This window comes from Mycolicibacterium lacusdiani (assembly GCF_021916785.1).
GTDB classification, from domain to species: domain Bacteria; phylum Actinomycetota; class Actinomycetes; order Mycobacteriales; family Mycobacteriaceae; genus Mycobacterium; species Mycobacterium lacusdiani.
Genome location: NZ_JAKCFC010000001.1, coordinates 354,322 through 381,076 on the forward strand (window position 1 = coordinate 354,322; position 26,755 = coordinate 381,076).

Here is a 26,755-nt window from a genome sequence, read left to right on the forward strand (position 1 = left end):
TCTGGGGGCGACCCCAAGGTTTGCGTAAGGTCGCTGCGCGGGTAAATGGGTGCACCGGTCGGCTGAAGTCGGAGGATGGATGACGGTTGCGGGGGGACACTAGGCGCGTCGGCGAGAGGACGTTCGGTGAGTGGTGAGCAGGCGAGCCGGCCTGTCCCGACCGCAGCAGACTCCTCGGTCTTCGATGCCGATCCCACCGTCGGTGCGGACCTCGCGAGGGTCGACTGGTCGACCACGCCGCTCGGACCGCCTTCGGAGTGGCCGCAGAGCTTGCTGACGGCCGTCAGCATCCTGCTGTCGTCGCGGTTCTCGATGTGGATGGCGTGGGGTCCGGAACTCACGTTCTTCTGCAACGACGCGTACCGGCGTGACACGTTGGCCAGCAAGTACCCCTGGGCGCTCGGGCGCCCCGCCCGCGAAGTGTGGGCGGAGATCTGGACCGACATCGGTCCGCGGATCGAGCGGGTGCTCACGACCGGAGTGGCCACCTGGGACGCCGCCCTGCTGCTGTTCGTGGAGCGGTCCGGCTACCCGGAGGAGAGCTACCACACCTTCTCCTACAGTCCACTGCGAGACGACTCGGGCGACGTGGTGGGCATGCTGTGCGTGGTCAGCGAGGACACCCAACGGGTGATCAGCGAGCGGAGGCTGTCGACCCTTCGCGACCTCGGCTCCGACCCCAGCGTGCTCCCGTCCGAGGAGCAGATCCTCACCGTCGCTTCGGCGCAACTCGCCAGAAACCTCCGCGACCTGCCGTTCACCCTGACCTACCTCTTCGACGACGACGGCACCACCCACCTCGCGGCCACCAGTGGCATCGAGCAGGACCACCCCGTTGCCCCGATGGTCCTGCCCGCCGACGGGACGTCGATCTGGCCGAGCGCCGCGGCCCAACGGGGCGAGACCGTGCTCGTCGACTTCCAGGGGCAACGCTTCAGCGATCTGCCCGTCGGGGACTGGTCGCAGCCACCGACTCAGGCACTGGTGGTGCCGCTGATCCAGCAGGGCGCATCGCCGTGCGGTTTCCTGGTGGCTGCGTTGAACCGCTTCCGGCCCTTGGACGACGCCTACCGGGGCTTCGTGGACCTGGTGGCCGCGCACTTGGCTGCGGAGATCGGCAGCGCCAGAAGCTATCGGGCGCAGCAGCGTCGCGCCGAGGAGCTCGCCGAACTCGACCGCGCCAAGACGACGTTCTTCTCCAACATCAGCCACGAGTTCCGCACTCCACTGACGTTGATCCTCGCTCCCGTCGCAGACCTGCGCAGCAGGGTCGAGGGCGTGGACGACCGTGCCCGCGCCGAGCTGGACGTGATCCACCGCAACGGGTTACGGCTCGCGAAGCTCGTCAACACGCTGCTCGATTTCTCCCGCATCGAGGCAGGCCGCATGCAGGCCTCCTATCAGCCCGTCGATCTGGCCGCCGCGACCGCCGAACTCGCGAGCGTGTTCCGCTCGGCGGTGGAACGGGCCGGCCTGGATCTGCTGGTCGAGTGCGCTCCGCTGGACGAGCCCGTCTACCTGGACTCCGACATGTGGGAGAAGGTCGTCCTGAACCTGCTCTCCAACGCGCTGAAGTTCACCTTCGACGGGTCGATCTCGGTCCGGGTGACGCAGGACGCGGACGCAGCGGTGGTCACCGTCGCCGACACGGGTGTCGGCGTGCCGACCAAGGAGATGCCACGCCTGTTCGAACGGTTCCATCGGATCGAGAACGCGCGCACCAGATCTCACGAAGGTAGTGGCATCGGCCTCGCCCTGGTGAAGGAACTGGTCGGCCTGCACGGCGGGACCATCTCCGCGCAGAGCGTCGAGGGCACCGGCACCTCCTTCACGATCCGTCTGCCGTTCGGCGCCGCTCACCTACCCACCGAGTTCGTGGGTTCGGCCGTGGGGGATCGTCCGACCTCGGCCATCGCCGACCCCTACGTGCAGGAGGCGTTGCGGTGGCTGCCGTCCGACGCCGACTCGCACGGTGTCGAGGCCGGGGAGCCGCTCTCACTCGACGGCGCGGTCACGGCGTCGTCGACGGCCACGGTGCCCGCTCGGGTACTCGTCGCCGACGACAACGCGGACATGCGGGAGTACCTGACCCGTCTGCTGCGGACCGCAGGCTACGAGGTGGAGCCGGTCGTCGACGGGCAGCAGGCGCTCGAGCAGATCCGCGCATCCCTGCCGGATCTGGTCGTCAGTGACGTCATGATGCCGCGCCTGGACGGGTTGTCTCTGGTGACTGCGTTGCGCACCGACCCGCGCACCGCGGCCGTCCCCGTCCTGCTGCTGTCCGCACGTGCAGGGCAGGAGGAGTCGATCGAGGGACTCGAAGCGGGGGCCGACGACTACCTGGTCAAGCCGTTCGCCGCCGCGGAACTCCTTGCCCGCGTTCGGGGCAACGTCGAACTGGCCCGATTGCGGAACCACCATGCCCGCTGGCGGACGGCCCTGGTCGACGCGATGCAGGAGGCGTTCTTCGTCTGCGACGAAGAGGGCACCGTCATCGAGATCAACGCAGCGTTCAGCGAAGTACTCGGCTACGGCCCCGAGGGGCTGCCGTATCCGGCCGTGCACCCGTGGTGGCCCGACGAGGCGACCGACCCCGAGGCGTATCGCGAGGTCGCCGAATCGTTCGGTGGGCTGATGGATCATGCCCACGGCACGTACACCGTGCCCGTGACCCATCACGACGGGCACCGGCTGTGGGTGACGTTCAGCTTCAGTCACGCCGCCGACCCCGAGACCGGGAGGCGGGTGATGGTCGGAACGCTGCGCGACGCGACGGCCGAGCACTACACCGTCCAGCGCCAGACGGCGCTGGCCGAGCTGAATCGGGTGCTTTCGCAAGCGGATACCGTCGGTGAAGCACTGCGCGCGACGACTGAGGAACTGCGCCGGGTGTGGCGGGCACACCGCGTCCTGGCCATCACGTTCCGCAGCCAGGGCGCGCCGCCCGACGACGAGCGGACGATCGTCGCGGGTGCACCCGCTCGGTGGGACGACCTCACGGCTCAGGCTCGCGAGGCGGTTCGCACGCTCGCCGACGGCGACCTGCTGGCCACTCGCACCGATCACCCGGGGTCGGCAGGCATTGCCCTGCAACATCCCCGCGGCATTCTGGTGCTGTGGATCGAGCTGATCGAGCAGCGGCCGTTCACGCCCGAGGATCAGACGCTGCTCACGGTGCTCGCCGGACGATTGGGGCAGGGTTTGCAGCGCGTGAACCAACTCGACCAGCAGCGCGAAACCGCGCTGGCGCTGCAACATTCGATTCTGGGCCCCGCCAACCTGCCCGAGGGTTTCGCGGTGCGGTACCAACCGGCCACGCGGCCGCTGCAGGTCGGCGGCGACTGGTACGACGTCGTCGATCTCGACGACGGCCGCATCGCACTCGTCGTCGGCGACTGCGTCGGCCACGGCTTGGCTGCGGCCGCCGTGATGGGCCAGTTGCGTAGCGCTTGTCGCGCACTTCTACTCGAGAGGCCAAGCCCGCGTGCGGCCTTGGCGGCGCTCGACCGCTTCGCGGCCCGACTGCCCGGTGCAGTCTGTACGACGGCGTTCTGCGCGGTACTCGACACCTCGACCGGCGAACTCGTGTACTCCAGCGCCGGGCATCCGCCGCCGATACTCGTGAACGCCGACCGCACGACCCGGGTATTGGAGGACGGCCACACGATCCCGCTGGGTATCCGGCCCGACCGCGAACGGCCGGAGGCCCGCACGACGATCCCGCCGCGCGGCACCCTGCTGCTCTACACCGATGGCTTGGTGGAGCGGCGACAGGATTCCCTTGACCAGGGGATCGCCCGCGCCACCGAACTCGTCTCCGTGGGTAGCTCGTCGACGCTCGACGATCTCGCGACGAACGTGATGTCGACGCTGACGCCGGCCGACGGCTATCAGGACGACGTCGCGCTGCTGCTCTACCGGCAGCCGGCGCCGCTGCGCATGGACATTCCGCCGCACGTCAGCCATCTGGCGTCCACTCGGAACGCACTGCGCGACTGGCTGGTTCGTGCCGGCCTGGTGGACGAACAGGTGCAGGGGCTGCTGGTCGCGGCTGGCGAAGCGGTGGCCAACGCCATCGAGCACGGTCACCGGGACGGCGCCGACGGCGTCATCACGATCGCGGCGAGCGCGTTGGTGGACCGGTTGGACCTGACGGTGATCGACAGGGGCGCCTGGAAGGCCGAACGCACCGTTCCCGATCTGAGTCGGGGGCGGGGGATAGCGCTCATGCGTGCCCTCGTCGACGACGTCACCATCGAGCAGGGCCCCACGGGGACGACGGTCTCCTTTCACACGAGGATTGCGTCATGACCACTCCGCTGACCGTCGACACCCGGGGACGCGAGGACGGCACCTACGTCGTCGTCGCGGCGGGCGAGATCGACCTGAGCAACGTGAAGTCGTTCGCCGAAGCGCTCGACGCGGCGATCGAGGCCGCACAGTCCGAGACGGTCGCAGTCGACCTCGGAGCGGTCGACTACCTCGACAGCGGTGCGATCAATGCGCTGTTCGCCCACGCGGGTCGGATAGCGGTCGTCGCGAATCCGATTCTGCTGCCGGTGCTCAACGTCAGCGGGCTCACCGAACTGGTGCCCGTCGAGCCTGCGTACTGATCGATCGCGTGGCGCACCCGCTATCGTCATTCCATCGCCATGTCCCAGAAGCCCACCTCGAGTGCGAGCACGTCGGCCAGCACGTCGTCCCGGCCGTCCGGCGAGGCCAGCCGGCCAAGGGCGTCGACGTAGTCCGCGAAGCCCGGATGGGTCCAGTGCTCGGTGAACTCGGCGAACGGTGACGACTCCGACGACGCCGTCGTCCACGCCATCAGGTAGACGCGCTCCAGGGCCCACAGTGCCGTGATGGCGTCGTCGAACGGCGCGGCGTCGAGGCGTCGGAGCGAATCGCGGTAGGCGAGCGTCGCGGGCAGGCGTTCCACGTCGAGGTCGATGCCGCGGCGGTCCGCCTGCACGTCGAACCAGTCGAGTTCGTCGACGAGCGCCACGCAGCCGCCTGCCAGGGCGGACTGGGCGCCACGGGGCGCCCGGGCCAGGAGTCGGGCCTGGAACGTCAATAGATCGGCGACGAACAGAACGTCCTGGGCAAGCCAGCGGTCGAATGCGGCGTCGGCTATCGCGCCGTCGCGCACGGCATGCAGGAACGGGTGTCGGGTGGCGGCAGTCCATAGGTCATCGAGCACCTGACCGACCCTATCGCCGAGACCGCCGCCCGCGGTTACCGCCGCGCCAGGAGCCACGCCCGTCCGTCGCTCTCACCGGAGGCGAGGACGTCGAGATGACCGAAGGCCCGGTCGAGTTCGCCGGGTGCGATGCGGAACCTGCCGGTGTGCCCACCGACCTCGCTCAGTGCGCTCGCCGCCAGCAGACCGCCCGGGGTGAGACGCGCGGTGATCTCGGCGTCGAGGCGGGCGTCGCGGAAGGCCAGACAGAGGATGACGTCCGCCACCGGCCCGTCGGGCAGCCCCTCGTCGAGGTCGGCGACGACGAAACGGCACCGCTGCGCGACACCTGCGGCGGCGGCGAGTTCGGTGGCGCGGCGGACCGCGACCGGCGAGACGTCGACGCCCAGCACGTCCATGCCCCGGCTGGCCAGCCAGACCGCAGCCGCACCGTCGCCGCACGCGACGTCCAGCGCCGAGCCTGCCGACGGAAACTTCGCGACGAAGGGCCGAAACACCGTCGGCAGCCCGATCGAACCCGTTGTCGCCGAGGGTCGTTCGGCATAGCGGGCGTCCCATCGGGCGCGGTCGTCGTCGGACACTGCGATCAGGCCAGGACGTCGTCGAGCACCATTGCAAGCAACGTGCGACGGTCCAGCTTTCCGCTGGCCAACGTCGGGATTCGATCGGCGGTGGTGATCACCCACCGCGTGGGCACCTTGTACGCGGAGAGTCGGACGCGGGCGCGTTCGGTGAGTGCGTCGACGTCGACGTCCCCGCCCGCGGGCACGACGACGGCGCATACCTCCTCACCGCGCTGGGGATGCTCGAGACCGACGACCACGCACTGGGTCACGTCGTCGAAGTCGTTGACCACGGCTTCGACTTCCAGCGGTGAGACGTTCGCTCCGCCGGACTTGATCAGCTCACTGGTGCGTCCGACGTAGAACAGTCGAGGGTCTCCGGCGCGGCGGTAGACGCGGTCGCCAGTGTGGTACCACCCGTCCGGGTCGAACGTGTCGGCCCGCTCGCGCTTGTTGTAGCCCGCCATCACCCCGACGCCCCGGATGAGGAGTTCGCCGGTCGTGCCGTCGGGCACGGGACGACCGTCTTCGTCGACGACGGCGATCTCGGTGCAGCAGAAGCCGCCTGCGGTCTCGGACATGGTGCGGTGCACGGGAAATCCGTCGGGGACGTCGGTCATCGCGATGTCGATCGGCCCGTCGCGCAGCATGGGTGCGCTGTCGAGGTCGCGGGTGGCGAAGCTCGGGTGGTCGCGCAGCCGCTGGGTGAAGGCCGGCCATCCCACGATGCCCGTGGCACGTTCGCGCTCGATCAGGTCGAGAGCGGCCTCGGCGTCGAGGCGCGGCAGCACCAGCAGGGTGATCGGTTCGTGCAGTGCGCCCGTCGTCGCGAGCAGCCCGCCGATCCAGAAGAACGGCATGGCACACAGGATCCGTGCGGGGCCCGTGGATCCCGTGACGGCCCGGATGGCCGCCGGCCAGGTCGAGGTCTGCCGGATCAGGGTGCCGTGGGTGTGCAGCACGCCCTTCGGCTCCGCGGTGGACCCGGAGGTGTGCACCATGACGGCGAGGTCGGCCGGCGTCACCTCTCGCTCCACGCTGGCGAGCACCTCCTCGGGCACCAGCAGATCGTCGGTCGGGTCCCAGCGGGTCGCCCAGCTCCGGTCCGACGCGTCGACGAGCACCACCGAGCGCAGGTACGGCGCGTCGGCCATGGCGATCCGGCCCGCGGATTGGCCTGCGAGGTCGGGGAACGCCGCCTCGAAGCGCTCGGCGACGTCGATGTGCAGCACCCGGGCGGGGGCGACGAGCAGGCCGATGTCGCCGAGGCGCACGACCTTCGCGATCTCGGCCGGCGTGTAGAGCGTGCTCAGCGGCACCACCACGGCACCGATGCGCGACGCGGCGAGCCACCAGACCACCCACTCGGCACCGTTGGGAAAGAACAGGCCGACGCGCGCACCCTTGCCGACTCCGGTGGCGAGCAGCCTGCGCGCGACGTCGGCCGACCGTTGCTGCGCCTCGCGGTAGTTGAGCCGGTCGGTCGGGGTGACCACGTAGTCGAGGTCGCCGGACTCGCGGGCGCGGCGGGCGAGGACGTCGGAAACCGTCGGACGGAGGTCAGTCACGTTCGCATCCTCTCGTACGCCGTCGCCGCATCGGTCGTGAACGGGGCCCGTGCACGCTTCGCGTCGGCATTTCCGCCGAAACCGCCCCGGCGTTGGGTAGCGTCGCGGCGTGCCCGAAACGTTGAATCGCCAAGTGGTGTTGCGGCGCAGGCCGACCGGTCTGGTGGCTCCCGAGGACACCGAACTCGTGTCCTCCCCGATGCCAGAGCCGACCGAAGGCGAGGCGCTGCTTCGCAACACCTACGTCGGCATCGACGCAGCCGTCCGCACGTGGCTCAACGATCAGCCCGGCTATCTGCCGCCCGTTCAGCTCGGTGAGGTGATCCGGGCCGCCGGCATCGGCGAGGTGGTGGCGTCGAAGTGCGATGCCTTCGCGGTCGGCGACATCGTGACGACGCTGTCGGGCTTCCAGGAGTACACCCTGATCCGCGACGACCTGTTCTCGACGCCGATGCCAGGGCTGAACGATCAGCTGGCGATCATGTCGGTGTACGGGCCGACGGGCGCGACGGCGTACTTCGGGATGATGGACATCGGCAAGCCCGCGCAGGGGGAGACGGTCGTGGTGTCGGCAGCGGCAGGCGCGACGGGCTCGATCGCCGGGCAGATCGCGATGATCCACGGCGCGCGGGTCGTCGGCATCGCCGGAGGACCCGAGAAGTGCCGTGCGGCAGTCGAATCCTTCGGCTTCGACGCGTGCATCGACTACCGCGGCGGCAACGTCGCCGCGGAACTCAAGCAGCACTGCCCGAAGGGCATCGACGTCTACTTCGACAACGTTGGCGGGCCGATCCTCGACGCGGTCCTGGGGCGTCTGGCGCGCAACGCGCGGGTGGTGCTGTGCGGCGTCATCTCCAGTTACCTCGACGGCGACCACCCGGGCCCGGCGAACTACGTCAACCTGCTGGCCAAGACCGCGACGATGCAGGGTTTCAACGCGCTCGACCAGTGGGGCCGGTTCGACGAGGCATTCGCGTCCCTGCACCGGTGGGAGCAGGACGGCCTGCTCAAGCACCGGCAGACCATCTTCGAGGGCGTGGAGTCGTGTGTCGATGCGCTCAACGGCCTGTTCACCGGCGCGAACATCGGCAAGATGCTCGTCGAGGTCAGCCCGCCGACCACTGGCGGTTAGGGGAGCGTCGTGACCGATCCGGATCGATTCTGCGCCTTGGCATCGCTGCGCTACGACGACACCGATGCGCCGCCCAGATGGCAGGCTGCCGGCGAGCTCCTGGCTGCCGAGCCCGACGTGGTCCGGCACCACGTGTGGGCCGCCTCGACGGCGGCCGACGTGAACGCGCTGGCCGAGCACCTGCAGAACCCAGGGCTGGCCGATGCCCGCGGGGGACCGTTCGACTGGACGCCGCTGATGTACCTGGCGTACTCGCGTGTCTCCCCGTCGGGCGAAGCCGACGTCCTCGCCGCGGCGACGATGCTGCTGGATGCGGGCGCCGACCCGAACGCGGGCTATCTGTGGCGCGGCATGGTGCCGCCGTTCACCGTGCTGACGGGTGTGTTCGGCGAGGGGGAGCAGGGGCCGCGCAGGCAACCCAGACATCCACGTGCCACGGAACTGGCGACGCTGCTGCTTCGGCGCGGCGCTCACCCGGTCGACCAGCAGACGCTCTACAACCGGATGTTCCGCGCCGACGACTCACATCTCGAGTTGCTGTTCGCGCATGGACTGGCCGCAGCCGGGCCGAGCCCCTGGGAACTGCTCTTGGGCGAGGCGATGGAGTCGCGGGCTGACATGTGGCGTCGCCAGGTGCAGTGGGCCGCCGAGCACGGTTTCGGTGGACGACTCGCGCTGCTCGAACGGCACGGCATCGACGTGTCCGGCGTCGACCTCGTCGAACCGCCCGCACCGACGGACCCGAACGCGCGCGACGACGATGGCGCGACACCGCTGCATCACGCTGCCTGGGACGGCGACCTCGAGCGCATCCGGAACCTGCTGGCCGCGGGAGCCGATCCGACGATCACCGACGGCCGGTTCGGAACGACCCCGCTCGGCTGGGCCGAACACGCGTATCAGACGGAAGCGGCTGAGCTGCTGCGGGTTCAGGCCCCGACGTAGTCCGCCAGGTGCTGGCCGGTCAGCGTGTCCCGCTTGGCGACGAGTTCGGCAGGGGTGCCCTCGAACACGACGCGTCCGCCATCGTGACCCGCGCCTGGCCCGAGGTCTATGATCCAGTCGGCGTGCGCCATCACGGCTTGATTGTGCTCGATGACGATGACCGACTTCCCGGAGTCGACGAGGCGGTCGAGCAGGGCGAGCAGCCGGTCGACGTCGGCGAGGTGCAGTCCCGACGTGGGCTCGTCGAGGACGTAGACCTCCGGCTTGTCGCGGCCCTTCGCGACCATGTGGGTCGCCAGCTTGAGCCGTTGCCGTTCACCGCCGGACAGCGTGGTCAGCGGCTGACCGAGCGTCAGGTACCCGAGTCCGACGTCGGCGAGACGGTCGAGGATCTCGTGCGCCTTCGGCGTCTTCGCGTCGCCGTCGCCGAAGAACTCGAGCGCCTCGTCAACCGGCATCGCGAGCACCTCGCTGATGTCGCGGCCACCGAAGCGGTACTCCAGTACCGACGCGTCGAAGCGCTTGCCCTCGCAGACGTCGCACGGCGCGGCGACGCCGGCGATGATCGCCAGGTCGGTGTAGATGACGCCCGCGCCCTTGCAATTCGGGCAGGCGCCGTCGGAATTGGCGCTGAACAGAGCCGGTTTGACGTCGTTGGCCTTGGCGAACGCCTTTCGGATCGGCTCGAGTAGCCCGGTGTAGGTGGCCGGGTTGCTCCGCCGGGAGCCGCGGATCGGGGTCTGGTCGACGGCGACCACGCCATCGACGCCTGCCACCGAGCCGTGGATGAGCGAACTCTTGCCCGAGCCCGCGACTCCGGTGACCACGACCAGGACGCCGAGCGGGATGTCGACGTCGACGTCGCGCAGGTTGTGGGTGTTGGCTCCGCGCACCTGCAGCACCTCGTCCGCGGTACGCACCGCGTCCTTCAGGGTTGCCCGGTCGTCGAGGTGGCGCCCGGTGAGGGTGCCGCTCTTGCGTAGTTCGGCGACGGTTCCCTCGAACACCACCTCACCGCCGTCGCTGCCTGCGCCGGGGCCCAGGTCGACGACGTGGTCGGCGATGGCGATGGCCTCCGGTTCGTGCTCGACGACGAGCACGGTGTTTCCCTTGTCGCGCAGGCGGAGCAGCAGGTCGTTCATCCGGTCGACGTCGTGCGGGTGCAGGCCGATGGTTGGCTCGTCGAAGACGTAGGTGACGTCGGTGAGCGCCGAACCAAGGTGCCGGATCATCTTGACCCGCTGCGACTCTCCGCCGGACAGCGTGCCGGACGATCGGTCCAGCGACAGGTAGCCGAGGCCGATCTCGACGAACGAGTCGAGCGTGCGGCGGAGCGCGTCCAGCAGCGGCCCGACCCAGGGGTCCTCGAGGTCCTTCGCCCAATCCGCGAGTTCGGTGATCTGCATGGCCGAGACCTCGGCGATGTTCACGCCCTTGATCTTCGACGACCTGGCGAGTTCGGAGAGCCGCGTGCCGCCGCAGTCCGGACAGGTCGTGAACGTGACGGCCCGGTCGACGAACGCGCGGACGTGCGGTTGCATCGCGTCGACGTCCTTGGACAGGTAGGACTTCTTGATCTGCGGGATGAGGCCGAGGTAGGTGAGGTTGACGCCGTCGATCTTGAGCTTGGTCGCCTCCTTGTACAGCAGGGCGTCGAGTTCCTTCTTGGTGAACTGCTTGATCGGCTTGTCGGGGTCGAAGAAGCCGCAGCCGTTGAAGATTCGCCCGTACCAGCCCTCCATGCTGAAGCCGGGGATCGTCAGCGCGCCCTCGTTGAGCGACTTGGTGTCGTCGTAGAGCGCGGTCAGGTCGATGTCGTTGATCGAGCCGCGTCCCTCGCAGCGGGGGCACATGCCGCCGGTGATGCTGAACTCGCGTCGCTCCTTGACGGTGTTGCCGCCGCGTTCGATGGTGACCGCACCGGCGCCGCTGATGGAGGCCACGTTGAACGAGAACGCCTGCGGTGAGCCGATGTGCGGGTCGCCGAGTCGGCTGAACAGGATTCGCAGCATCGCGCCGGCGTCGGTCGCGGTGCCGACCGTCGAGCGGGGATCGGCGCCCATCCGCTCCTGGTCGACGATGATCGCGGTCGTCAGCCCCTCCAGCAGGTCGACGTCGGGCCGCGCCTGCGTCGGCATGAAACCCTGCACGAAGGTGCTGTAGGTCTCGTTGATCAGACGCTGCGACTCCGCGGCGATGGTTCCGAACACCAGCGAACTCTTGCCCGACCCCGACACGCCGGTGAACACCGTGAGCCTGCGCTTGGGCAGCTCGACGTTCACGTCCTTCAGGTTGTTCTCCCGCGCGCCCAGGACGCGGATCAGGTCGTGGGTGTCGGCGGTCGGTTGGGCGGCGGTGCTGCGGCTCTTCGTCGCCATGCTGTCCCTTCCTGTCGTAGCGGGCCGAGTCGTGCTAGTGCAGTTCCTGGATGCGGATCATGGTGCCCGCGGGATCCCGCACGGCGCAGTCTCGCACCCCGTAGGGCTGTTGGGTCGGCTCCTGCACGATCTCGGCGTTGCTCGCCTGCAGTCGCTCGAAGGTGGCGTCGAGGTCCTTGGTCGCCAGCACGATGATCGCGTAAGTGCCCTTCGCCATCATCTCCGCGATGAGGCGCCGTTCGTCGTCCGTTGTGCCGGGGTCGGCGGCGGGCGGGTGCAGCACGATGGACGTGCCGGGTTGGTTGACGGGGCCGACGGTGATCCAGCGCATCTTGCCTCCGCCGACGTCGAGGCGGACCTCGAAGCCGAGCACGTCTCGGTAGAAGGCGAGGGACTCCTCTGGGTCGTCGTGGGGGAGGAACGTGTTGTGAATGGTGATGTCCATGGCGATGACGTTAGGTGCGGCCGCGCAGCCGATGCTTCTCGATTCCTGATCGATGCTCGGACGGAGCCGAGGCCGTCAAGCGCGATGGAGTTGGGCGACGGGTGCGTCCCGGTTGCGGACCGGCTTGGTCGCCTGCTTTTCGACGCAGGACGGCATCCCCTCGGTGGCGCGTTGGTGTTGGCGCCGGTACTCGCTCGGGGGGATGCCGACGAGTTCGGCGAATCGGGTGCTGAAGGTGCCCAGCGACGAGCAGCCCACCGCGAAGCAGACCTGGGTGACGGTCAGGTCGCCGCGGCGCAACAGCGCCATCGCGCGCTCTATGCGGCGCGTCATCAGGTAGGAGTAGGGCGACTCGCCGAACGCAGCCTTGAACTGCCGCGACAGGTGTCCTGCCGACATACCGGCCCCGCGCGCCAAGGCTTCGACGTCGAGCGGTCGTGCGTACTCGCGGTCGATCCGATCGCGGACGCGTCGCAGCAGCTTGAGGTCGTGCAGTCGCTGCTCTTCCGCCGATCTGCTCGCCACGTGGCGATGGTGTCACTCTCACCCCGCGAGCGTGCGTGTCTGCGAGCGACACGCCGGGTAAAAACAGGAGTTTGCGCACGCTCGCGGAAGAAAGCCAGCCTCATAGACTGATGGCAAGAACGCGCACACGTGCGAGGATGATGACGCGGTCGGTACGCGTCGGCCGGATCGGAGCCGGGCGATGCAGCGACCGCATCGGGTGGTGGTCCTCGTACTCGACGGGGCGCTGCCACTGGACGTCGGAATCCCAGCGGAGGTGTTCCATCCGGAGACGGGTTTCCCCTACGAGGTGTCAGCCTGCGGGGTCGTCGCCGGAACGGTGCCGTCCAACGGGAGATTCGGCTACGCGGTCCCGCAGGGCCTGGACGCACTGGCCGACGCGGACACGATCGTCGTCCCCGGCTACGCCCCGTCGGGTCGGCCGATACCGGTGGAGGTGCACGAAGCGCTCCGCACCGCCGCGTCGCGAGGGATACGCATCGCGTCGATCTGCTACGGCGCGTTCGCCCTTGCGGATGCCGGCCTGCTCGACGGCCTTCGGGCGACGACGCACTGGGATGCGGCGGAGAAGCTCGCGGAGCGGCATCCGGAGATCACGGTCGAGCCCAACGTGCTCTTCGTCGACGAGGGCGACATTCTCACTTCGGCGGGGGCCGCTGCCGGTCTCGACATGTGCCTGCACATCGTCCGCCGCGACCTCGGCGTGAGCGCGGCGAACGAGATCGCACGGGGACTCGTCACCGCGCCCTACCGGACCGGGGGACAGGCGCAGTATCTGCCGAAGACCAGCTCGGCAGCACATGGCGATTCCCTTGCCACGACACGCGAGTGGGCTCTGACGCAGCTCGACCAGCCGCTCACGATCGCCGGACTCGCCGCACACGCGCGGATGTCGCCCCGCACGTTCATGCGCCGCTTCACCGAGGAGACCGGCAGCACCCCGCTGCAGTGGATCCTGCGGGCGCGGGTCGACACCGCCCGCGAACTCCTGGAGAGCACGCGGCTCTCGGTCGACCGCATCGCGGAGCAGGTCGGCCTCGGAACCGGATCGAACCTCCGGCTGCACTTCCGCCGGCTGTTGGACGTGTCGCCCTCGGAGTACCGCGCCACCTTCTCCGGGCGGAGTTGACCGACTACGAGATGCGCGGCGGAAGATCGACGGTTTCGCCCGCCACGTCGATGGCGACCTTGCCGCGCAGTGCATACGACCGCCTGTTCTCCAGTAGCTCGAGGGCCTCGCCCGTTCGAGCGAGCGGGAGAGTCGCACCGATGACCGGCTTCACCAGACCGCGCTCGACCAGCGTGGTGAGCGCGTCCAGCTTTCCCCGGTTCTGGCGTGTGAAGACGAAGTGATAGGCGGCGTTCTTGCCCCACGCCTCGATGAGGTTCTGCGGCTGCGCGATGTCCACGATGCTGACGACGCGGCCAAAGTCGCCGAGCACCAACGGGCTTCGCGTGAGCGCGTCACCACCAATCGTGTCGAAGACGACGTCGACCCCCTTGCCTGCGGTCGTCTCGGCCACGGCATCGACGTAATCCGTTGACGCGTAGTCGATTGCGACATCTGCTCCGAGGGAGCGCACGAATTCGTGTTCGGTGGCCTTCGCGGTGGTGATGACCCGTGCGCCGATCGCCTTCGCAATTTGGATCGCGATGGTGCCGACACCGCCCGCGCCGCCATGGATGAGGATCGTCTCCTCCACGCTGAGCTGGGCTCGCGTCACCAGGGCCTCCCAGACCGTTCCGCCGACGAGCGTCAGGCTCGCCGCCTCCAGGTGACTGATGTTCTCCGGCTTCCTGCCCACGAGGTCGACGTCGACGACGTGCTGTTCGGCGTATGAGCCGGCGCCGCCGAAGATTTGGGGTGTGTAGTACACCTCGTCGCCGACTCGGAACTCGCTCACGTCGGATCCGACCTCCTCGATCCCTCCGGAGACGTCGTGCCCGATGATCGCCGGGAGCGACACGAGATCCGCGTAGTCTCCGCGACGGATCTGGTAGTCGAGCGGGTTGACGGCGCTCGCGTGGACCCGCACCCGTACCTGGCGGGGGCCTACTCGCGGCACTTCGACGTCGCGCAACTCGAAGACATCGGCCCCTCCGAAACGGGCGAGCACGACGGCCTTCATCAGATCGGTCATAGTGGAGTACCTCATCGTGTTTCTAGGCGCGCGGCGCGACGGCTTGTTCCCTCCCAGTGTCGCGCGCATGAACCAGACACTCCAGTGGCGGCAATGCCAATATCCGCGAGATTAGTGACACGTCGGTCGCACCACCCCACGGTCCGCGAGCGTGCGCAAACTCCCGTTCCCACCTGGCGTGTCGCCCGCGGACACGCACGCTCGCGGAGGAAAGCGACCCGGGTAAACCCATCGGTATGCTTCGTCGATGACCGAACGACTCGATGAATCGATCTGGTGACCCTCGACCTGGATGCCGCGAATCGCATCATCGCCCGCGCACACGCCGAAGCACGCCGACGATCCGTCCTGGTGTCCGCGGCGGTCGTCGATGCGGGCGGAAACCTCGTGGCGTTCGGCCGGATGGACGGCGCCGAGATCGCCGGGCCGGTCCTGGCAGTCGACAAGGCGTACACCGCCGTCGCGAACCGCATCGCGACGTCGGAACTGGCGACGCTCGCCGCGCCGGGAGGGGAGCTGTTCGGACTGCACGCCAACGGCGGCGGCCGGTTCGTCATCTTCGGCGGTGGCGTCCCAGTGTCGATCGACGGGGACGTCGTGGGCGGGGTCGGCGTGAGCGGCGCGAGCACCGCCGACGACGAGGCCTGCGCCTTGGCCGGCCTCGAAACACTCCGAGACGAGCACACGAAATAGGACCCATCACACGTTGCCGACAGGAACTCCCAGCCCATGATCGGGCGTTGTGCCTGGCATGACGTCCACGTCCCCTGACGTGCCGGTTCGCCGCACCCCGGCAGACCTGGCCGACCGGCTGATCGACATCAAGCGGATCTACCACGAGCCCGACATCGAGCGATTCCCGCGGGCTCGCGACGTACTGGATCGGTTCCCCGACGCCGAGCGCGTCCAAGTCCTGTCGCACCAGGCGATCCCCGGGCTCTACGGCAACGAGGGCAGTGCCGCGGACTGGGTCCGCAACAAGCGCGAGGTGCTGGTCCTCGGCGAGAAGAAGAGCCTCGCGGCGCGCCGCAACGAACGCTCGAGCGACTGGATCGCCCCCTCGACGGCCAACGGCTGCGCCATGGCCTGCTCGTACTGCTACGTACCGCGACGCAAGGGCTACGCCAACCCGATCACGGTGTTCGCGAACATCGAGAAGATCACCGGCTACGTCGAACGCCACGCGAGGCGCCAAGGCCCCAAACTCGCGCCCAACCAGTGCGATCCGGTCGACTGGATCTACGACATCGGTGAGAACAGCGACTGCTCGGCGGACGCGATGGTGTCCGACAACGTCCGCGACCTCGTCGACCTGTTCGCTCGAATTCCCAACGCCAAGGCCAGTTTCGCCACCAAGCTGGTCAATCGCGACCTGCTCGACTACGACCCGAGGGGCGGGACCCGCGTGCGCTTCAGTCTCATGCCGGAGCAGACGTCGCGACTGGTCGACGTGCGGACGTCCAAGATCGCCGACCGCATCGCCGCCATCGACGACTTCGTCGACGCCGGGTACGAGGTGCACCTCAACTTCAGCCCCGTGATCGTGCACGAGGACTGGCTCGCCGACTGGGCCGAGCTGCTCGAGCAGGTGGCCGACGGCACGAACGATCGCACCAAGGCCCAGCTCGCGGCGGAGATCATCTTCCTCACCCACAACGAGGGCCTGCACGACGTCAACATGCTGTGGCACCCCAAGGGGGAGGAACTGCTCTGGCGGCCGGATCTGCAGCAGCACAAGCGCAGTCAGAACGGTCAGTGGAACGTCCGCTACAAGTCACCGTGGAAGGGCCGCTGGGTGCAGCAGCTCACCGACCTCATCGACGAGAAGCTGCCCACCTGCCGCGTCCGCTACGCCTTCTGATCGTCGTTGGCCGCGTGGTTGCCCTGATGAACGGGCGACTCCCAGGTGTACGGCTCCTCGGGATGGCCGGAACCGCCAAGGATGAACGTGCGGTCCGTTCGATTGGCGCGCGCGATCGACGCCATCCACGTCGCGACCGTGCTGACTCGGTTCTGCACCCCGGTGAGGAACGCGATGTGAATGAACCCCCAGCCCAGCCAACCCAGCCGACCGGTGAGCTTTACCGGGCCGGCCTGCAGCAGCGCGTGTCCGCGGCTGATGTACGCCGCCGATCCGAGGTCGCGATAGCGGTATTTCCGCCGACCGCGCGTGGCGAGGTCGCGCCGAATGCACGCCGCGACGTGCCACCCGCCCTGTATCGCGTTCTCCGCGACACCCGGTAGCCCCTCGCGCCCAGCCAGGTCACCGACGACGAACACGTCCGGGTGACCGGGCACCGACAGATCCTCGTTCACGGTGATGCGGCCCGAGCGGTCGGTGGTGGCGCCCAGCATCTCCGCGGCGTGACGGGCGAACGGCACGGCTTCGACACCGGCGGTCCACAACACCGTTCGCGTGGCGTACTCCTCGTCCGGCCCGCCACCCTTCGGGCTCACCGTGATGCCGTCGCGCCGGACGTCGGTGACGTGCACGCCGAAGTGCATCTCGACGCCGAGTTCCTCCAGCGTCCGGCCCGCCTGATGGGCCATGGCGGGAGCGAAGGACTTCAGCACGCGATCACCGCCGTCGAACAGCAGCACCCGAGCTTCCTCCGGCTCGATGGCATGGAATTCGTTGGCCAGCGCCCGCGTCGCGAGTTCCCTGATTTGACCGGCCAATTCGACGCCGGTGGGGCCCGCGCCGGTGACGGCGAAGGTGAGCCAGCTGTCCCGTTCCGGACCTGGCGGCAGCGTCTCGGCGATCTCGAAGGCGCCGAAGAGCCGGCGTCGGATGCTCAGCGCGTCGTCGAGGGTCTTCATCCCTGGCGCCCACGCGGCGTACTCCTCGTGCCCGAAGTAGGACTGCCGCATCCCGGCGGCGATCACCAGGTAGTCGTATTCGAGCGTGTACTGGCTGTCGTCGGGACGGCGCGCGGTGAGGGTTCGCGCGTCGGCGTCCAGTCGGACGGCTTCGCCGAGCAGGGTCTGCACGTTGTGGTAGTCGGCCAGTTCCTCGCGCAGCGACCGGCTGATCTGGCCGATGCTCAGCGTTCCCGTCGCGCACTGATAGAGCAGCGGCTGAAACACGTGGCATGCGGCGCGGTCGAGCACCGTGACGTCGACGTCGACCTTGCCGAGCCGCCGCGCACAGAACAGTCCGCCGAAGCCACCGCCGATGATGAGTACCTTGGGGCGGGCCCTGCTCATGTCGGATCAACTCCCTTCGTCGGCTGAGCCGAGATGCGCAGCAGCACACGGCTCTTGCGTCCCCGCGCAGCGATGGTCTCGACCATGGTCATCACCCGGAACTCCAGGCCGTACTTCTGCTTCACCAGGTCTTCCACCCGGGACACCTCGACCGGATCGGTCACCACCTCGGCGGTGCCCTCGAGCACCGGTTCGCCAGCGTCGACCCTCCCGGTCCGCCCGCACGCTCGCAGCGTCACCCGGGGGTCGCGTCGCGCTCGCTTGACCTTCCACGAGTCTGCGGGCGTCCACGCCGAGAGATCGGCACCGTCGCGCACGATCCACATCGGCGTCGCGACTGCCTCACCGCTGCGCTTGTACGTCGTCAGCGAGACGAACTTCTCGCCGGACAGACGCGTTGCCAGAGCCGTCGTGTCGTTCACACCGCTCACTGTGCCACCGGTGACTCGAGATCCTCGCGGTTCGGCGTTCCGTTCAGCGTTTCGCCTCGGCGTTGAGGAACGCCGCCGTGTCGTAATAGGTGCGGAAGGCCGCGATCGACTCGCCGTCGGCTTCGAAGATGCTCACGCCGTCGTAGCTGAAGTCACTGCCGTCGCGCAGCGTTCCGTTCGAGGTCCACTCGAGGACGACGAGATCCCCGTCCACGACCTGGTGCTTGAAGTCGGAGTCGATGTCGCCGAAGACGTCGCGGTACTGCTGCCAGAAGGCGCGCGCACCGTCCTTGCCGCTCTCCTGATGCGGCAGACCCGCCTTGCTCAAGGTGGCGTCGTCGCCGAACAACTCGACGATCGGGTCGACGTTCTTGCTGCTGTGGAGTTCGCCCAGTGCGGACACGAATCGTTCTGCCATGTCGGTCATGAGGGTGCTGTACCCGAAGGCGGCGGGATCACACGACACGTCACCGCCACGTCACAGGAGATGCATAGCTCAACACCGAGGGGGTATCACTGTCGCCTAATTGGCGATGATCACGTCGCCTGCCACGCACCGCGGGAGGCGTACATGACATCGGAAGCTCGAGCGCACGACGACACCGAGGTGGCCGAAGACACCAAGCTCAAGCGCGGCATCACCGGACCGCTGCTGTTCCTGTTCATCCTCGGCGACGTGCTCGGAGCGGGCATCTACGCCCTGATGGGGGTATTGGCCGAGGACGTCGGCGGGGTGCTGTGGGCACCGCTCGTGGCGGCGCTGGTGCTGGCGCTGCTGACCGCGGGTTCGTACGCCGAACTGGTCACCAAGTATCCGAGGGCCGGCGGCGCCGCCGTCTTCGCCGAGCGCGCGTTCAAACAACCGGTGATCTCGTTCCTCATCGGCTTCTGCATGCTCGCCGCCGGTGTCACCAGCGCCGCCGGCCTCGCGCTGGCCTTCGCCGGGGACTATCTGTCGACGTTCATCGACGTGCCCGCGGTGCCGGCAGCCATGGTGTTCTTGATCCTCGTCGCCTGCCTAAATGCCCGAGGCATCAGCGAGTCGATGAAGAGCAACATGGTGATGACGGTGGTCGAGCTGTCGGGTCTGCTCATCGTGATCGTCGCGGTGGCGGTGATGGTCGGTGGTGGCCGCGGTGAGGTCGACAGGATCACGCAGTTCCCGGACGGCTCGGTACCTGCCATGGCGATTCTCGGCGGCGCCATCGTCGCCTACTACTCGTTCGTGGGATTCGAGACCTCGGCCAACGTCGCCGAGGAGATCCGCAATCCGAGCAAGGTCTATCCGGCCGCACTGTTCGGCGCGCTCGTCACCGCAGGCGTCGTCTATGCGCTCGTCGGGATCGCCAGTGCCATCGCCCTGCCCGCGACCGAGCTGTCGGAGTCGTCGGGCCCGCTGCTCGCCGTGGTCGGCGCCTCGGGCGTCAACGTTCCGGACTGGCTGTTCAGTGCCATCGCCCTGATCGCCGTCGCCAACGGCGCGCTACTGACCATGATCATGTCGAGCCGACTGGCGTACGGGATGGCCGAGCACGGCCTGCTGCCGAGCGTGCTGAATCGTGTTCTGCCGCAACGCCGGACCCCGTGGGTCGCCATCGTCGCGACGACGGTGGTCGCCATGGTGCTGACCCTGGTAGGCGACCTCTCCACGCTCGCCGAAACCGTCGTGCTGTTGCTGCTATTCGTGTTCATCTCGACCAACGTCGCCGTACTGGTGCTCCGCCGCGACGCCGTAGAGCACGAGCACTTCCGGGTCTGGACGTTCGTGCCCGTGCTCGGCGTCTTGTCGTGCGTGCTGCTGCTCACCCAGCAGACCGTGACGGTCTGGCTGTTCGGCGCCATCCTGCTGGCAGTCGGGGCCGTGCTCTACCTAGTAGCTCGCGCGGCGACCCGGCGATCGGCCACGCGGTCATCGACTTAGTCGGGCCGAACACCGACCAGTGCCGCAATGCGCGCTGCCACCCCGGCGGCGACCTCACGGGTCGCGCCGTCGGTCGCGGGGCGATATTCGTCGGCCACCGGATCGAGGGCGGCGCCTGCGATCGAGGCGTGGTCGGCGTCCAGCATGGCGACCTCCACCGGCCAGCCGGCCGCGCGCAACGCCTCCCCGAAATCCCTGCTGGCCGACGGGGGCACCACGTCGTCGGCCGCGCCGTGCAGGAGGGTGAATGGCGTGCCAGTCTCCTCGGAGGTGAGGCTGTCGGTCACGTGCAGCCCAGATATCGGGCCCGCGGCCATGAACGCGCCCGCGAGGCACACCGTATGGGTCAGGTCGATCTCCAGCCGATGCGCGTGCACCGTGAGGTCGGCCGCTGCGAGCCCGCCCATCGACCACCCGACGAGCACCAGAGGATCCGAGCCGAAACCCCGGGCGAAGTCCAGCGACGCCAACAGGTCCGAACGCCCCCGGTCGTCGGCGTGGGAGTTCCAATCGGAGGCGACGACGTGGAGGCCGTGGCCGGCGACGAGGTCGGCCAGCACTCCGACGGACGCCCTGGCGTCGGTCTGCATGCCGTGCCACAGCAGCACGGTGGGATGGGAGGGCTCGCCATGGAGATCGGCCTTGCGTCCCGGGGCGTATTCGACGGTTTCCACGGGCCCAGAATGCCCTCGCGGCCCGATCGCAATCCCCGACGGTGGAACGGGTACCCCCGACGTGACAAGAGCCCGGCATGACGAAAGGACGACCATGACGATAGGACTGCTTCGTGCCCCGTGAGATTCAGGTGACGTTCGACTGCGCCGACCCCGCAGCGCTGGCCACGTTCTGGGCCGAGGTGCTGGGGTACCAGGTGGAGGCTCCACCCCCCGGGTTCGACACCTGGGACGCCGCGCTGGAATCGATGGGGGTTCCGCAGGAGCACCGCAACGACGCGTCGGCGCTGATCGATCCCGAGGGATCGGGCCCGCGAATCTTCTTCCAGCGCGTCCCGGAGGGCAAGGCCGCGAAGAACCGCGTCCACCTCGACGTGCGCGCAGCCCCCGAGCTGACGGGCGAGGAGCGCATGGTGGCGTTGGAGGCCGTATGCGCTCGACTGGTGGCGGTGGGCGCGACGCGCATCGGCCGACAGGAGCCGGAGCCGCCGTTGACCGCCGGCCACATCGTGCTCGCCGATCCGGAGGGCAACGAGTTCTGCCTGGACTGAGCACGAGACCGGGTTGGCAGGAACGGCGACCGGGTACGCGGGTCGCTACCAACCGGAAGGGCGCGACATGACCGATCCCACGAATCAGCGGCACGAAGAACACCTGACGGCCGAGGAAGACGACGGCTCGGCGGATTTCCAGCCGGAGGACGGCGGAACGGCATCACCGCCGCTGGGCGACCCCGGGCCCAGCGAACGGGGCTGAGTACGGTTCGCCGTCCGGTGTCGCCGCCCCGGCCCGTGACCGAGCAGACGCTCGGCGCCTGGGTCATCAAGTGCAACCCACGGTTGACTGCGCTCGAACCGATGGTCGCGGCGGGGCGGGCGAAGACGTCCTGGTGCATCGCCGACAACTATCGTTCGCAGTTGATCGAAGCCGGTCAGCGCGTGCTGTTCTGGGTGTCGGCGCACCCCCGGCGCGGGATTTGGGGCGCAGGCCGGATCACCGGCAGGCCGTATGTCGAAGACGATGGCCTTCGCGTCCGGACCGAGATCGGACTCTTCGACGATCCGGTCACCGCCGAGGAATTGGCCACTGTGGCCGACCTGCGCACGATGGAGGTCTTCCGGTCGCCGCAGCAGGCCAACCCGTCGTGGGTGAGCCGAACGGAGCTCGAGGTACTGGACGGACTGCTACCCATTGCGCCGATCGGTCACGCCGGCGGATAGGGAAGGCCGAAGTCGTCCGACAGCAGACTCTGAACGATGATCATCGCCGCCTGCGATCCCGCTGACATTGCGTCGGCTAGATGCGGTTGCTTCGTACAGACATCTCCCGCAGCGAAGACGGTCGAAACGCTCGACCGGTGCATCTTGTCGACGTGAACCGCGTTAGGCGACAGCTGCGACGCAGCACTCTGGACTCCCAACGTCTCTCCCAGCCGGGATCGTTGGCTCAGCGGCGCCTCGACGAGCAAGCCGTCGCGCTCGAGCCGGTCTCCGTCGGCGAAGACGACGTGCGTGAGCCTGCCCTCGTCGCTGGCCAACTGCACGACGCGTCGCTGCTCCACTTCGACCTTGGCGACCTGCAGCATCCGGAGCTGCTCGGAGTCCAATCGAGTTGGCCCGTCGGTCAACATCGTCACGTCGTCGCTCCAGCCCCGCAGCATCAGGGCGGCATGGACGGCTTCTTCGCCGGACGCCAAAGCCGCCAAGCGCTTGTCCCGCATTTCCCAGCCGTGGCAGAACGGGCACTGAAAGACCGACGATCCCCACAGCTCACCGATTCCCGGAAGGTCCGGCGGGTTGTACTTCATACCGGTGGCCAGGAGAACCCGTCGCGCCGTGAGCGTTTCGCCGTCGGCCAGTTCCAGCAGGTATCCGTCTTCTCCGCTGCTGCCGCCCACGACCTCGCCGGTGCGGAACTCGACGGACGGGTACGCCGCCAACTCGGATCGCCCCTGCGCGTACAGGTCCGCAGGCGGGCGTTGGTCATATCCGAGCAGCCCACCGATGGTCGGTGACGCGCGATTGCTCTGATGGCCGGCGTCGATGACGACGACGTGCCTGCGGGCTCTTCCGAGGACGAGCGCGGCGCTCAACCCGGCGGCTCCCGCGCCGACGACCGCGCATTCCCATACTGGCGACACGTCGGCATGATTACCGGGATCAGCCGTACGAAACGTCCGAAAGACGCAGCGCGCCTAGCAGGTCCAACCGGTGAGCGGGGGCCACGAGTCGACGTCCTGACCCCCGGAACGCAGCACGACGTACTGATAGCCCTCTGCGGCCGCGACCGCGACGGTGTCGGCGAACACGCGGCGACACTCGTCCTCGGGGCCGCGGACGACGACGTCCTCGGAGGCGCCGTCGTCCGCGTCGCCACGATTGACCGGCTTCGCGGTCACGACTTCCCACTGACCTTCGCCGTCGTCGATGGGTTCCATCACGAGGACTTCGTCTCAGTCGGTCTCGGCGTCGGGGAGACCGTCCGCCGGTGGCGTCGAGTACGCGGGATTCACCGCGGGCACATCGCCTTCGGAGTTCTGGTACCGATCGTCGGGATCGTTGGACTCGGGGGTTGTCATGATCACTCCTGACCGGGTCGTTCGGCGTCGACGACTTCGCGTTCGTGCTGGGTGCGCCGCTCCAGTTCGTCGTCGTCGAGGTGCTTCGACTCCTTCGCGTGCTCCCGGTGGTCCGGACGCACCTCCTCGGTCGGCACCATCACCTGGTTCACGTCGGCAACGTCATCGGGTGTCATGCACTCAGCGTTACCCGTTCTCCGTCGTTTATTCACGCTGCCGCCCTAAACTCGCCGGGTGGGCCAACCTCCACTCACCGACGACGGGCACTACTACGTCATCGACGGCCGCCGGTGGCGCGCGACGGACCCGTCGATTCCGGAGGATCGGCGCACCGAACTGGTCGCCACGCTGATGTCATGGCGCAGGGAGGTCCGCAGGACCAAGGGCACCGACGAGGAGTCCGCGGCCCGTGCCGGTGTCCAGGCAGTCAAGGTCGCACTGGGGGAACGCGGCACGCCGCCGTGGTGGGAGCAGACCGACGACCAGCGTCGCGCCAGGTGGGAAGCAGACGTGCCCGTGCCGGAAACGCGGCCAGCGAAGTAGTCCGCCGCGGAACTCGCTGCCGCCGTTCACATTTGACTGGCACGCCACCTGTCGAGTACCCGCCGGTCACGTTTCGTGGGCCTGCCCGCGCCGCGATCGCGAGCGGCCACCGGAATCGTGGCGACCGGCGGCGGCGGGGGAGTTCTGTCGAGATAGCAGGTGACGGCGTCCGCCGCGCCGACTCGTTTCTGGATGACCCTGACCACCTCGACGATGCGGGTGGTGTCGCCGACTCGAGCCCGCACCTGGTCGCCGGGCGACACCATGGTCGCCGGCTTCGCGAGCCGGTCGTTGACGCGCACGTGTCCACCGCGGCAGGCCGAGGCGGCGTCCGGTCGCGTCTTCGACAGCCGGACCGCCCACAACCACCGATCTACACGGGTCGACTCCACGGAGTCCATCATGCTCCCGCGGCTAGGCGATCATCTGCGCGATCTGGACGAGATTGCCGCACGTGTCGTCGAGCACCGCGGTCGTCACGTTGCCCATGTCGGTGGGCTCCTGGGTGAACCGCACCCCGAGCCCGCGCAGCCGCTCGCATTCGGCGCGCACGTCGTCGACGGCGAAGGACGTGAACGGGATGCCGTCCGTCATCAGGGCGTCCTTGAACGTCTTGGCGGCCGGGTGCTCGTCCGGTTCGAGGACCAGTTCGGTGCCGTCCGGGTCGTCGGGGGACACCACGGTGATCCACCGGTGCCTCCCCATGGGGATGTCGTGCTTCGGGGTGAAGCCGAGGTTCTCGGTGTAGAACCGCAGGGCCTTGTCCTGGTCGTCGACGAGCATGCTGGTCAAGTTGATCTTCATGACGTTCCCTTCTCGGTTTGGGTGTCGGGGTGACCACCTGCGGTGCGTGGCAGCCACCGCCGGAGGATCGGCTCCAGCGGCGCGGTGTCGATGTAGTGGAACTTGTAGCGACCGTCTCGGCGGGTCGTCACCAGACCCGCGGCCTCGAGGACGTCGAGGTGCTGCGAGACGGCCTGCCGCGACGAGCCGAGCCCGTGCTTGGTCGTCAGACGTGCGCAGATCTCGAAGAGGGTCTGGCCATTTCGGTCGGTCAGTTCGTCGAGGATCGTGCGGCGGGTGTGGTCGGCAAGCGCCTTGAAGACGTCGGCCTTGGAGACGTCACCCACGCCAGAACAATAGGCAAGTCATCACTTGCATGTCAATGGTCGGTCGCGTCGCGGCCGGATGGCGGCGCCGTCGGGCCCGGCTGACAGTGCGGGCACCACCACGTGCGCCGTCGCTCCGGGTCGTTCGATACCTCGGCCACCACCCGAACCGGCGTACCGCACCGCAGGCACGGCCGACCCGCGCGGCCCGCCACCCAGTGTTGTTCGCCCTTGCGCTTGTTGCCCGTTGTCACCTGCATCGCGCCCGGCACCGTGGCGGAGTGGCGTAGGGCGCGGGCACCGAGTTCGAGTAGTGCGACGACGTCGACGGACTGCACCGGAGTCCACGGGCTGTGACCCCGCAGGAATGCCAACTCGTTGACCCACAGGTTGCCGAAGCCGGCGACGCACCGCTGATCGAGCAGCGCCGCGACGAGCGGCCGCCGGGAGTCTGCCGTGATGCGTTGCGCGGCCTCGGCCAGGTCCCAGTCGGCGCGCAGCGGGTCCGGACCGAGGTGACCTACGACGTCGGCTTCGTCCCTCGTCCGGATGAGTTCGACGATCGGTAGGCGCACCCCATAGGCGGCCGGCCCGTCGGTGCGCAGCACCACGCGGACGTCGGGCATGACCGTGGGCGGGAGCCACCGCCCCTCGGCCGACACGGTCCACGAACCGGACATCAGCAGATGGGTGTGCAGCGTGAGGCCGTCGGACAACCGCGTGAGCAGATGCTTGCCGTGCGTGTCGTGACCCAGCACCGTCAGCCCGGCCAGGTCGTCGGTCGCATGCGCGGGCACCCGTAGCTCGCCGTGGGTCAGGACTCGGTCGAGCAGCGCCGCATCGAGGCGTCGGGCCAACGCGTAGACGGTGTCACCCTCTGGCACCCTTCCATCGTCCTCGACGAGGATCCCACTCGTGACGACGACGTCACATTCGGCTCACCCAAACGTGGTGTGGCACGGTCGGCAAGGGGTAGATCACCCGTGCACGAATCCCGAAATCTCTTGGAGGAACAGTGGCTAGCGGTATTGCAACGGTGTGGTTACCCGTCGAGGACATGAGCAGAGCGGTGAAGTTCTACGGCGAAACGCTCGGACTCACCGTGAAGAACGAGGGCGATGACTGGTCGGAGGTCGACGGCAACGGAGTCACGATCGGTCTCAACGCCCGCGAGTCGACGCACGGAGGAGCCGGCGGGGGAGCGATCCTCACGTTCCAGCCGGACGTCGACCTCTACGACGAGATCGTCCGCCTCACCGATGCGGGGGTGAAGTTCATCGACGAGGTGGCTCAGCACCCGTGGGGCAAGATCGCCACGTTCAAGGATTCGGAGGGCAACGACCTCCAGCTCTTCGAGCCGCCCGCGGAGTAGTCGACGGATTCGGGTGGCGGGCCACT

32 protein-coding genes are annotated in these 26,755 nt (G+C 68.4%); 13 read left to right on the forward strand and 19 right to left on the reverse strand.

Annotated features, from left to right (window positions below):
* The first annotated feature begins 126 nt into the window (after positions 1-126).
* Together LOK44_RS01765 and LOK44_RS01770 are read left to right on the forward strand one after the other, a co-directional pair.
* A complete protein-coding gene (locus tag LOK44_RS01765) occupies positions 127-4,311 on the forward strand; it encodes a SpoIIE family protein phosphatase (RefSeq protein ID WP_237568268.1) in 4,185 nt (1,394 codons plus the stop codon).
* Positions 4,308-4,613, forward strand: coding sequence for an STAS domain-containing protein (locus LOK44_RS01770; RefSeq protein ID WP_237568269.1), 306 nt, complete (start codon positions 4,308-4,310; stop codon positions 4,611-4,613). The genes LOK44_RS01765 and LOK44_RS01770 overlap by 4 nt, the downstream gene beginning before the upstream one ends.
* 26 nt (positions 4,614-4,639) lie before the next feature.
* Here the strand turns inward: LOK44_RS01770 and LOK44_RS01775 are convergent, their stop codons facing one another.
* From LOK44_RS01775 to LOK44_RS01785, 3 genes are read right to left on the reverse strand one after another with little or no spacing between them, the layout of a single operon-like run.
* Positions 4,640-5,197 carry a TenA family protein gene (locus LOK44_RS01775; RefSeq protein ID WP_237568271.1) on the reverse strand — a complete coding sequence of 186 codons (558 nt, stop codon included), beginning with the start codon at positions 5,195-5,197 and terminating at the stop codon, positions 4,640-4,642.
* A gap of 35 nt (positions 5,198-5,232) precedes the next feature.
* Positions 5,233-5,778 (reverse strand): class I SAM-dependent methyltransferase, encoded by a 546-nt coding sequence (locus tag LOK44_RS01780; protein ID WP_237568273.1) that lies wholly within the window; start codon positions 5,776-5,778, stop codon positions 5,233-5,235.
* A gap of 5 nt (positions 5,779-5,783) precedes the next feature.
* Complete coding sequence (locus LOK44_RS01785; protein ID WP_237568274.1) at positions 5,784-7,328, reverse strand: class I adenylate-forming enzyme family protein; 1,545 nt, start codon at positions 7,326-7,328, stop codon at positions 5,784-5,786.
* Positions 7,329-7,437: 109 nt separating this feature from the next.
* Between LOK44_RS01785 and LOK44_RS01790 the strand changes: the two genes are divergently transcribed.
* Positions 7,438-8,460 carry an NADP-dependent oxidoreductase gene (locus tag LOK44_RS01790; RefSeq protein ID WP_237568275.1) on the forward strand — a complete coding sequence of 341 codons (1,023 nt, stop codon included), beginning with the start codon at positions 7,438-7,440 and terminating at the stop codon, positions 8,458-8,460.
* A 618-nt stretch (positions 8,461-9,078) separates the two neighbouring features.
* Complete coding sequence (locus tag LOK44_RS29895; RefSeq protein WP_308192712.1) at positions 9,079-9,405, forward strand: ankyrin repeat domain-containing protein; 327 nt, start codon at positions 9,079-9,081, stop codon at positions 9,403-9,405.
* On the opposite strand, the gene LOK44_RS01800 is transcribed toward LOK44_RS29895, so the two are convergent.
* From LOK44_RS01800 to LOK44_RS01810, 3 genes are all read right to left on the reverse strand, one after another.
* Positions 9,390-11,783, reverse strand: a complete 2,394-nt coding sequence (locus LOK44_RS01800; protein WP_237568279.1) for an ATP-binding cassette domain-containing protein — start codon at positions 11,781-11,783, stop codon at positions 9,390-9,392. The genes LOK44_RS29895 and LOK44_RS01800 overlap by 16 nt on opposite strands.
* A gap of 34 nt (positions 11,784-11,817) precedes the next feature.
* The gene (locus LOK44_RS01805; RefSeq protein WP_163917297.1) at positions 11,818-12,228 is read right to left on the reverse strand and encodes a VOC family protein; all 411 of its coding nucleotides are present in this window, start codon (positions 12,226-12,228) and stop codon (positions 11,818-11,820) included.
* A gap of 75 nt (positions 12,229-12,303) precedes the next feature.
* Positions 12,304-12,753 (reverse strand): helix-turn-helix transcriptional regulator, encoded by a 450-nt coding sequence (locus LOK44_RS01810; protein WP_237568280.1) that lies wholly within the window; start codon positions 12,751-12,753, stop codon positions 12,304-12,306.
* A gap of 181 nt (positions 12,754-12,934) precedes the next feature.
* Here LOK44_RS01810 and LOK44_RS01815 point away from each other — a divergent pair, with 181 nt between their 5' ends.
* Complete coding sequence (locus tag LOK44_RS01815; RefSeq protein WP_237568282.1) at positions 12,935-13,882, forward strand: GlxA family transcriptional regulator; 948 nt, start codon at positions 12,935-12,937, stop codon at positions 13,880-13,882.
* 4 nt (positions 13,883-13,886) lie between these two features.
* On the opposite strand, the gene LOK44_RS01820 is transcribed toward LOK44_RS01815, so the two are convergent.
* Positions 13,887-14,894, reverse strand: coding sequence for a zinc-dependent alcohol dehydrogenase family protein (locus tag LOK44_RS01820; protein WP_237568283.1), 1,008 nt, complete (start codon positions 14,892-14,894; stop codon positions 13,887-13,889).
* 276 nt (positions 14,895-15,170) lie between these two features.
* On the opposite strand from LOK44_RS01820, the gene LOK44_RS01825 reads away from it, so the two are divergent.
* Positions 15,171-15,587, forward strand: a complete 417-nt coding sequence (locus LOK44_RS01825) for a GlcG/HbpS family heme-binding protein (protein WP_237568284.1) — start codon at positions 15,171-15,173, stop codon at positions 15,585-15,587.
* Positions 15,588-15,645: 58 nt separating this feature from the next.
* The gene (locus tag LOK44_RS01830; protein WP_237568286.1) at positions 15,646-16,755 is read left to right on the forward strand and encodes a spore photoproduct lyase family protein; all 1,110 of its coding nucleotides are present in this window, start codon (positions 15,646-15,648) and stop codon (positions 16,753-16,755) included.
* On the opposite strand, the gene LOK44_RS01835 is transcribed toward LOK44_RS01830, so the two are convergent.
* Genes LOK44_RS01835 through LOK44_RS01845 form a run of 3 tightly spaced genes read right to left on the reverse strand, consistent with a single transcriptional unit; the run spans position 16,743 to position 18,959 of the window.
* Entirely contained in the window at positions 16,743-18,101 is a 1,359-nt protein-coding gene (locus LOK44_RS01835) for an NAD(P)/FAD-dependent oxidoreductase (protein WP_237568288.1), read from the reverse strand. The genes LOK44_RS01830 and LOK44_RS01835 overlap by 13 nt on opposite strands.
* The gene (locus tag LOK44_RS01840) at positions 18,098-18,523 is read right to left on the reverse strand and encodes a PPOX class F420-dependent oxidoreductase (RefSeq protein WP_237568289.1); all 426 of its coding nucleotides are present in this window, start codon (positions 18,521-18,523) and stop codon (positions 18,098-18,100) included. The genes LOK44_RS01835 and LOK44_RS01840 overlap by 4 nt, the downstream gene beginning before the upstream one ends.
* Positions 18,524-18,575: 52 nt before the next feature.
* Complete coding sequence (locus LOK44_RS01845) at positions 18,576-18,959, reverse strand: nuclear transport factor 2 family protein (protein ID WP_237568291.1); 384 nt, start codon at positions 18,957-18,959, stop codon at positions 18,576-18,578.
* Between the two features lie 144 nt (positions 18,960-19,103).
* On the opposite strand from LOK44_RS01845, the gene LOK44_RS01850 reads away from it, so the two are divergent.
* A complete protein-coding gene (locus LOK44_RS01850; RefSeq protein ID WP_237568292.1) occupies positions 19,104-20,453 on the forward strand; it encodes an APC family permease in 1,350 nt (449 codons plus the stop codon).
* On the opposite strand, the gene LOK44_RS01855 is transcribed toward LOK44_RS01850, so the two are convergent.
* Positions 20,450-21,127 carry an alpha/beta hydrolase gene (locus LOK44_RS01855; RefSeq protein WP_237568294.1) on the reverse strand — a complete coding sequence of 226 codons (678 nt, stop codon included), beginning with the start codon at positions 21,125-21,127 and terminating at the stop codon, positions 20,450-20,452. The genes LOK44_RS01850 and LOK44_RS01855 overlap by 4 nt on opposite strands.
* 113 nt (positions 21,128-21,240) lie before the next feature.
* On the opposite strand from LOK44_RS01855, the gene LOK44_RS01860 reads away from it, so the two are divergent.
* The 3 genes from LOK44_RS01860 to LOK44_RS01870 all read left to right on the forward strand — a co-directional run bounded on the left by LOK44_RS01860 (position 21,241) and on the right by LOK44_RS01870 (position 22,347).
* Positions 21,241-21,678, forward strand: coding sequence for a VOC family protein (locus tag LOK44_RS01860; RefSeq protein WP_237568296.1), 438 nt, complete (start codon positions 21,241-21,243; stop codon positions 21,676-21,678).
* 67 nt (positions 21,679-21,745) lie between these two features.
* Positions 21,746-21,883: a hypothetical protein gene (locus LOK44_RS01865; RefSeq protein WP_237568297.1), complete on the forward strand. Its 138-nt coding sequence runs from the start codon at positions 21,746-21,748 to the stop codon at positions 21,881-21,883.
* Positions 21,884-21,900: 17 nt separating this feature from the next.
* Positions 21,901-22,347: a hypothetical protein gene (locus LOK44_RS01870; RefSeq protein WP_237568299.1), complete on the forward strand. Its 447-nt coding sequence runs from the start codon at positions 21,901-21,903 to the stop codon at positions 22,345-22,347.
* On the opposite strand, the gene LOK44_RS01875 is transcribed toward LOK44_RS01870, so the two are convergent.
* From LOK44_RS01875 to LOK44_RS01885, 4 genes are read right to left on the reverse strand one after another with little or no spacing between them, the layout of a single operon-like run.
* Positions 22,332-23,267: an NAD(P)/FAD-dependent oxidoreductase gene (locus tag LOK44_RS01875; protein ID WP_237568300.1), complete on the reverse strand. Its 936-nt coding sequence runs from the start codon at positions 23,265-23,267 to the stop codon at positions 22,332-22,334. The genes LOK44_RS01870 and LOK44_RS01875 overlap by 16 nt on opposite strands.
* Positions 23,268-23,321: 54 nt before the next feature.
* The gene (locus tag LOK44_RS01880; RefSeq protein ID WP_372481153.1) at positions 23,322-23,567 is read right to left on the reverse strand and encodes a hypothetical protein; all 246 of its coding nucleotides are present in this window, start codon (positions 23,565-23,567) and stop codon (positions 23,322-23,324) included.
* 12 nt (positions 23,568-23,579) lie between these two features.
* Positions 23,580-23,705 carry a hypothetical protein gene (locus tag LOK44_RS29730; RefSeq protein WP_283817708.1) on the reverse strand — a complete coding sequence of 42 codons (126 nt, stop codon included), beginning with the start codon at positions 23,703-23,705 and terminating at the stop codon, positions 23,580-23,582.
* Between the two features lie 2 nt (positions 23,706-23,707).
* Complete coding sequence (locus LOK44_RS01885) at positions 23,708-23,881, reverse strand: hypothetical protein (protein ID WP_237568302.1); 174 nt, start codon at positions 23,879-23,881, stop codon at positions 23,708-23,710.
* 58 nt (positions 23,882-23,939) lie between these two features.
* Here LOK44_RS01885 and LOK44_RS01890 point away from each other — a divergent pair, with 58 nt between their 5' ends.
* Positions 23,940-24,248 (forward strand): hypothetical protein, encoded by a 309-nt coding sequence (locus LOK44_RS01890; RefSeq protein WP_237568304.1) that lies wholly within the window; start codon positions 23,940-23,942, stop codon positions 24,246-24,248.
* Between the two features lie 26 nt (positions 24,249-24,274).
* Here LOK44_RS01890 and LOK44_RS01895 read toward each other — a convergent pair whose 3' ends face one another.
* Genes LOK44_RS01895 through LOK44_RS01910 form a run of 4 tightly spaced genes read right to left on the reverse strand, consistent with a single transcriptional unit; the run spans position 24,275 to position 26,241 of the window.
* The gene (locus tag LOK44_RS01895; RefSeq protein ID WP_237568305.1) at positions 24,275-24,640 is read right to left on the reverse strand and encodes an Hsp15 family ribosome-associated heat shock protein; all 366 of its coding nucleotides are present in this window, start codon (positions 24,638-24,640) and stop codon (positions 24,275-24,277) included.
* 22 nt (positions 24,641-24,662) lie between these two features.
* Complete coding sequence (locus LOK44_RS01900; RefSeq protein ID WP_237568307.1) at positions 24,663-25,052, reverse strand: VOC family protein; 390 nt, start codon at positions 25,050-25,052, stop codon at positions 24,663-24,665.
* Entirely contained in the window at positions 25,049-25,378 is a 330-nt protein-coding gene (locus tag LOK44_RS01905; RefSeq protein WP_237568309.1) for an ArsR/SmtB family transcription factor, read from the reverse strand. The genes LOK44_RS01900 and LOK44_RS01905 overlap by 4 nt, the downstream gene beginning before the upstream one ends.
* Before the next feature lie 32 nt (positions 25,379-25,410).
* Positions 25,411-26,241, reverse strand: a complete 831-nt coding sequence (locus tag LOK44_RS01910; RefSeq protein WP_237568311.1) for a DNA-formamidopyrimidine glycosylase family protein — start codon at positions 26,239-26,241, stop codon at positions 25,411-25,413.
* 131 nt (positions 26,242-26,372) lie between these two features.
* On the opposite strand from LOK44_RS01910, the gene LOK44_RS01915 reads away from it, so the two are divergent.
* Positions 26,373-26,729, forward strand: a complete 357-nt coding sequence (locus tag LOK44_RS01915; RefSeq protein WP_163917274.1) for a VOC family protein — start codon at positions 26,373-26,375, stop codon at positions 26,727-26,729.
* Positions 26,730-26,755: the final 26 nt, after the last annotated feature.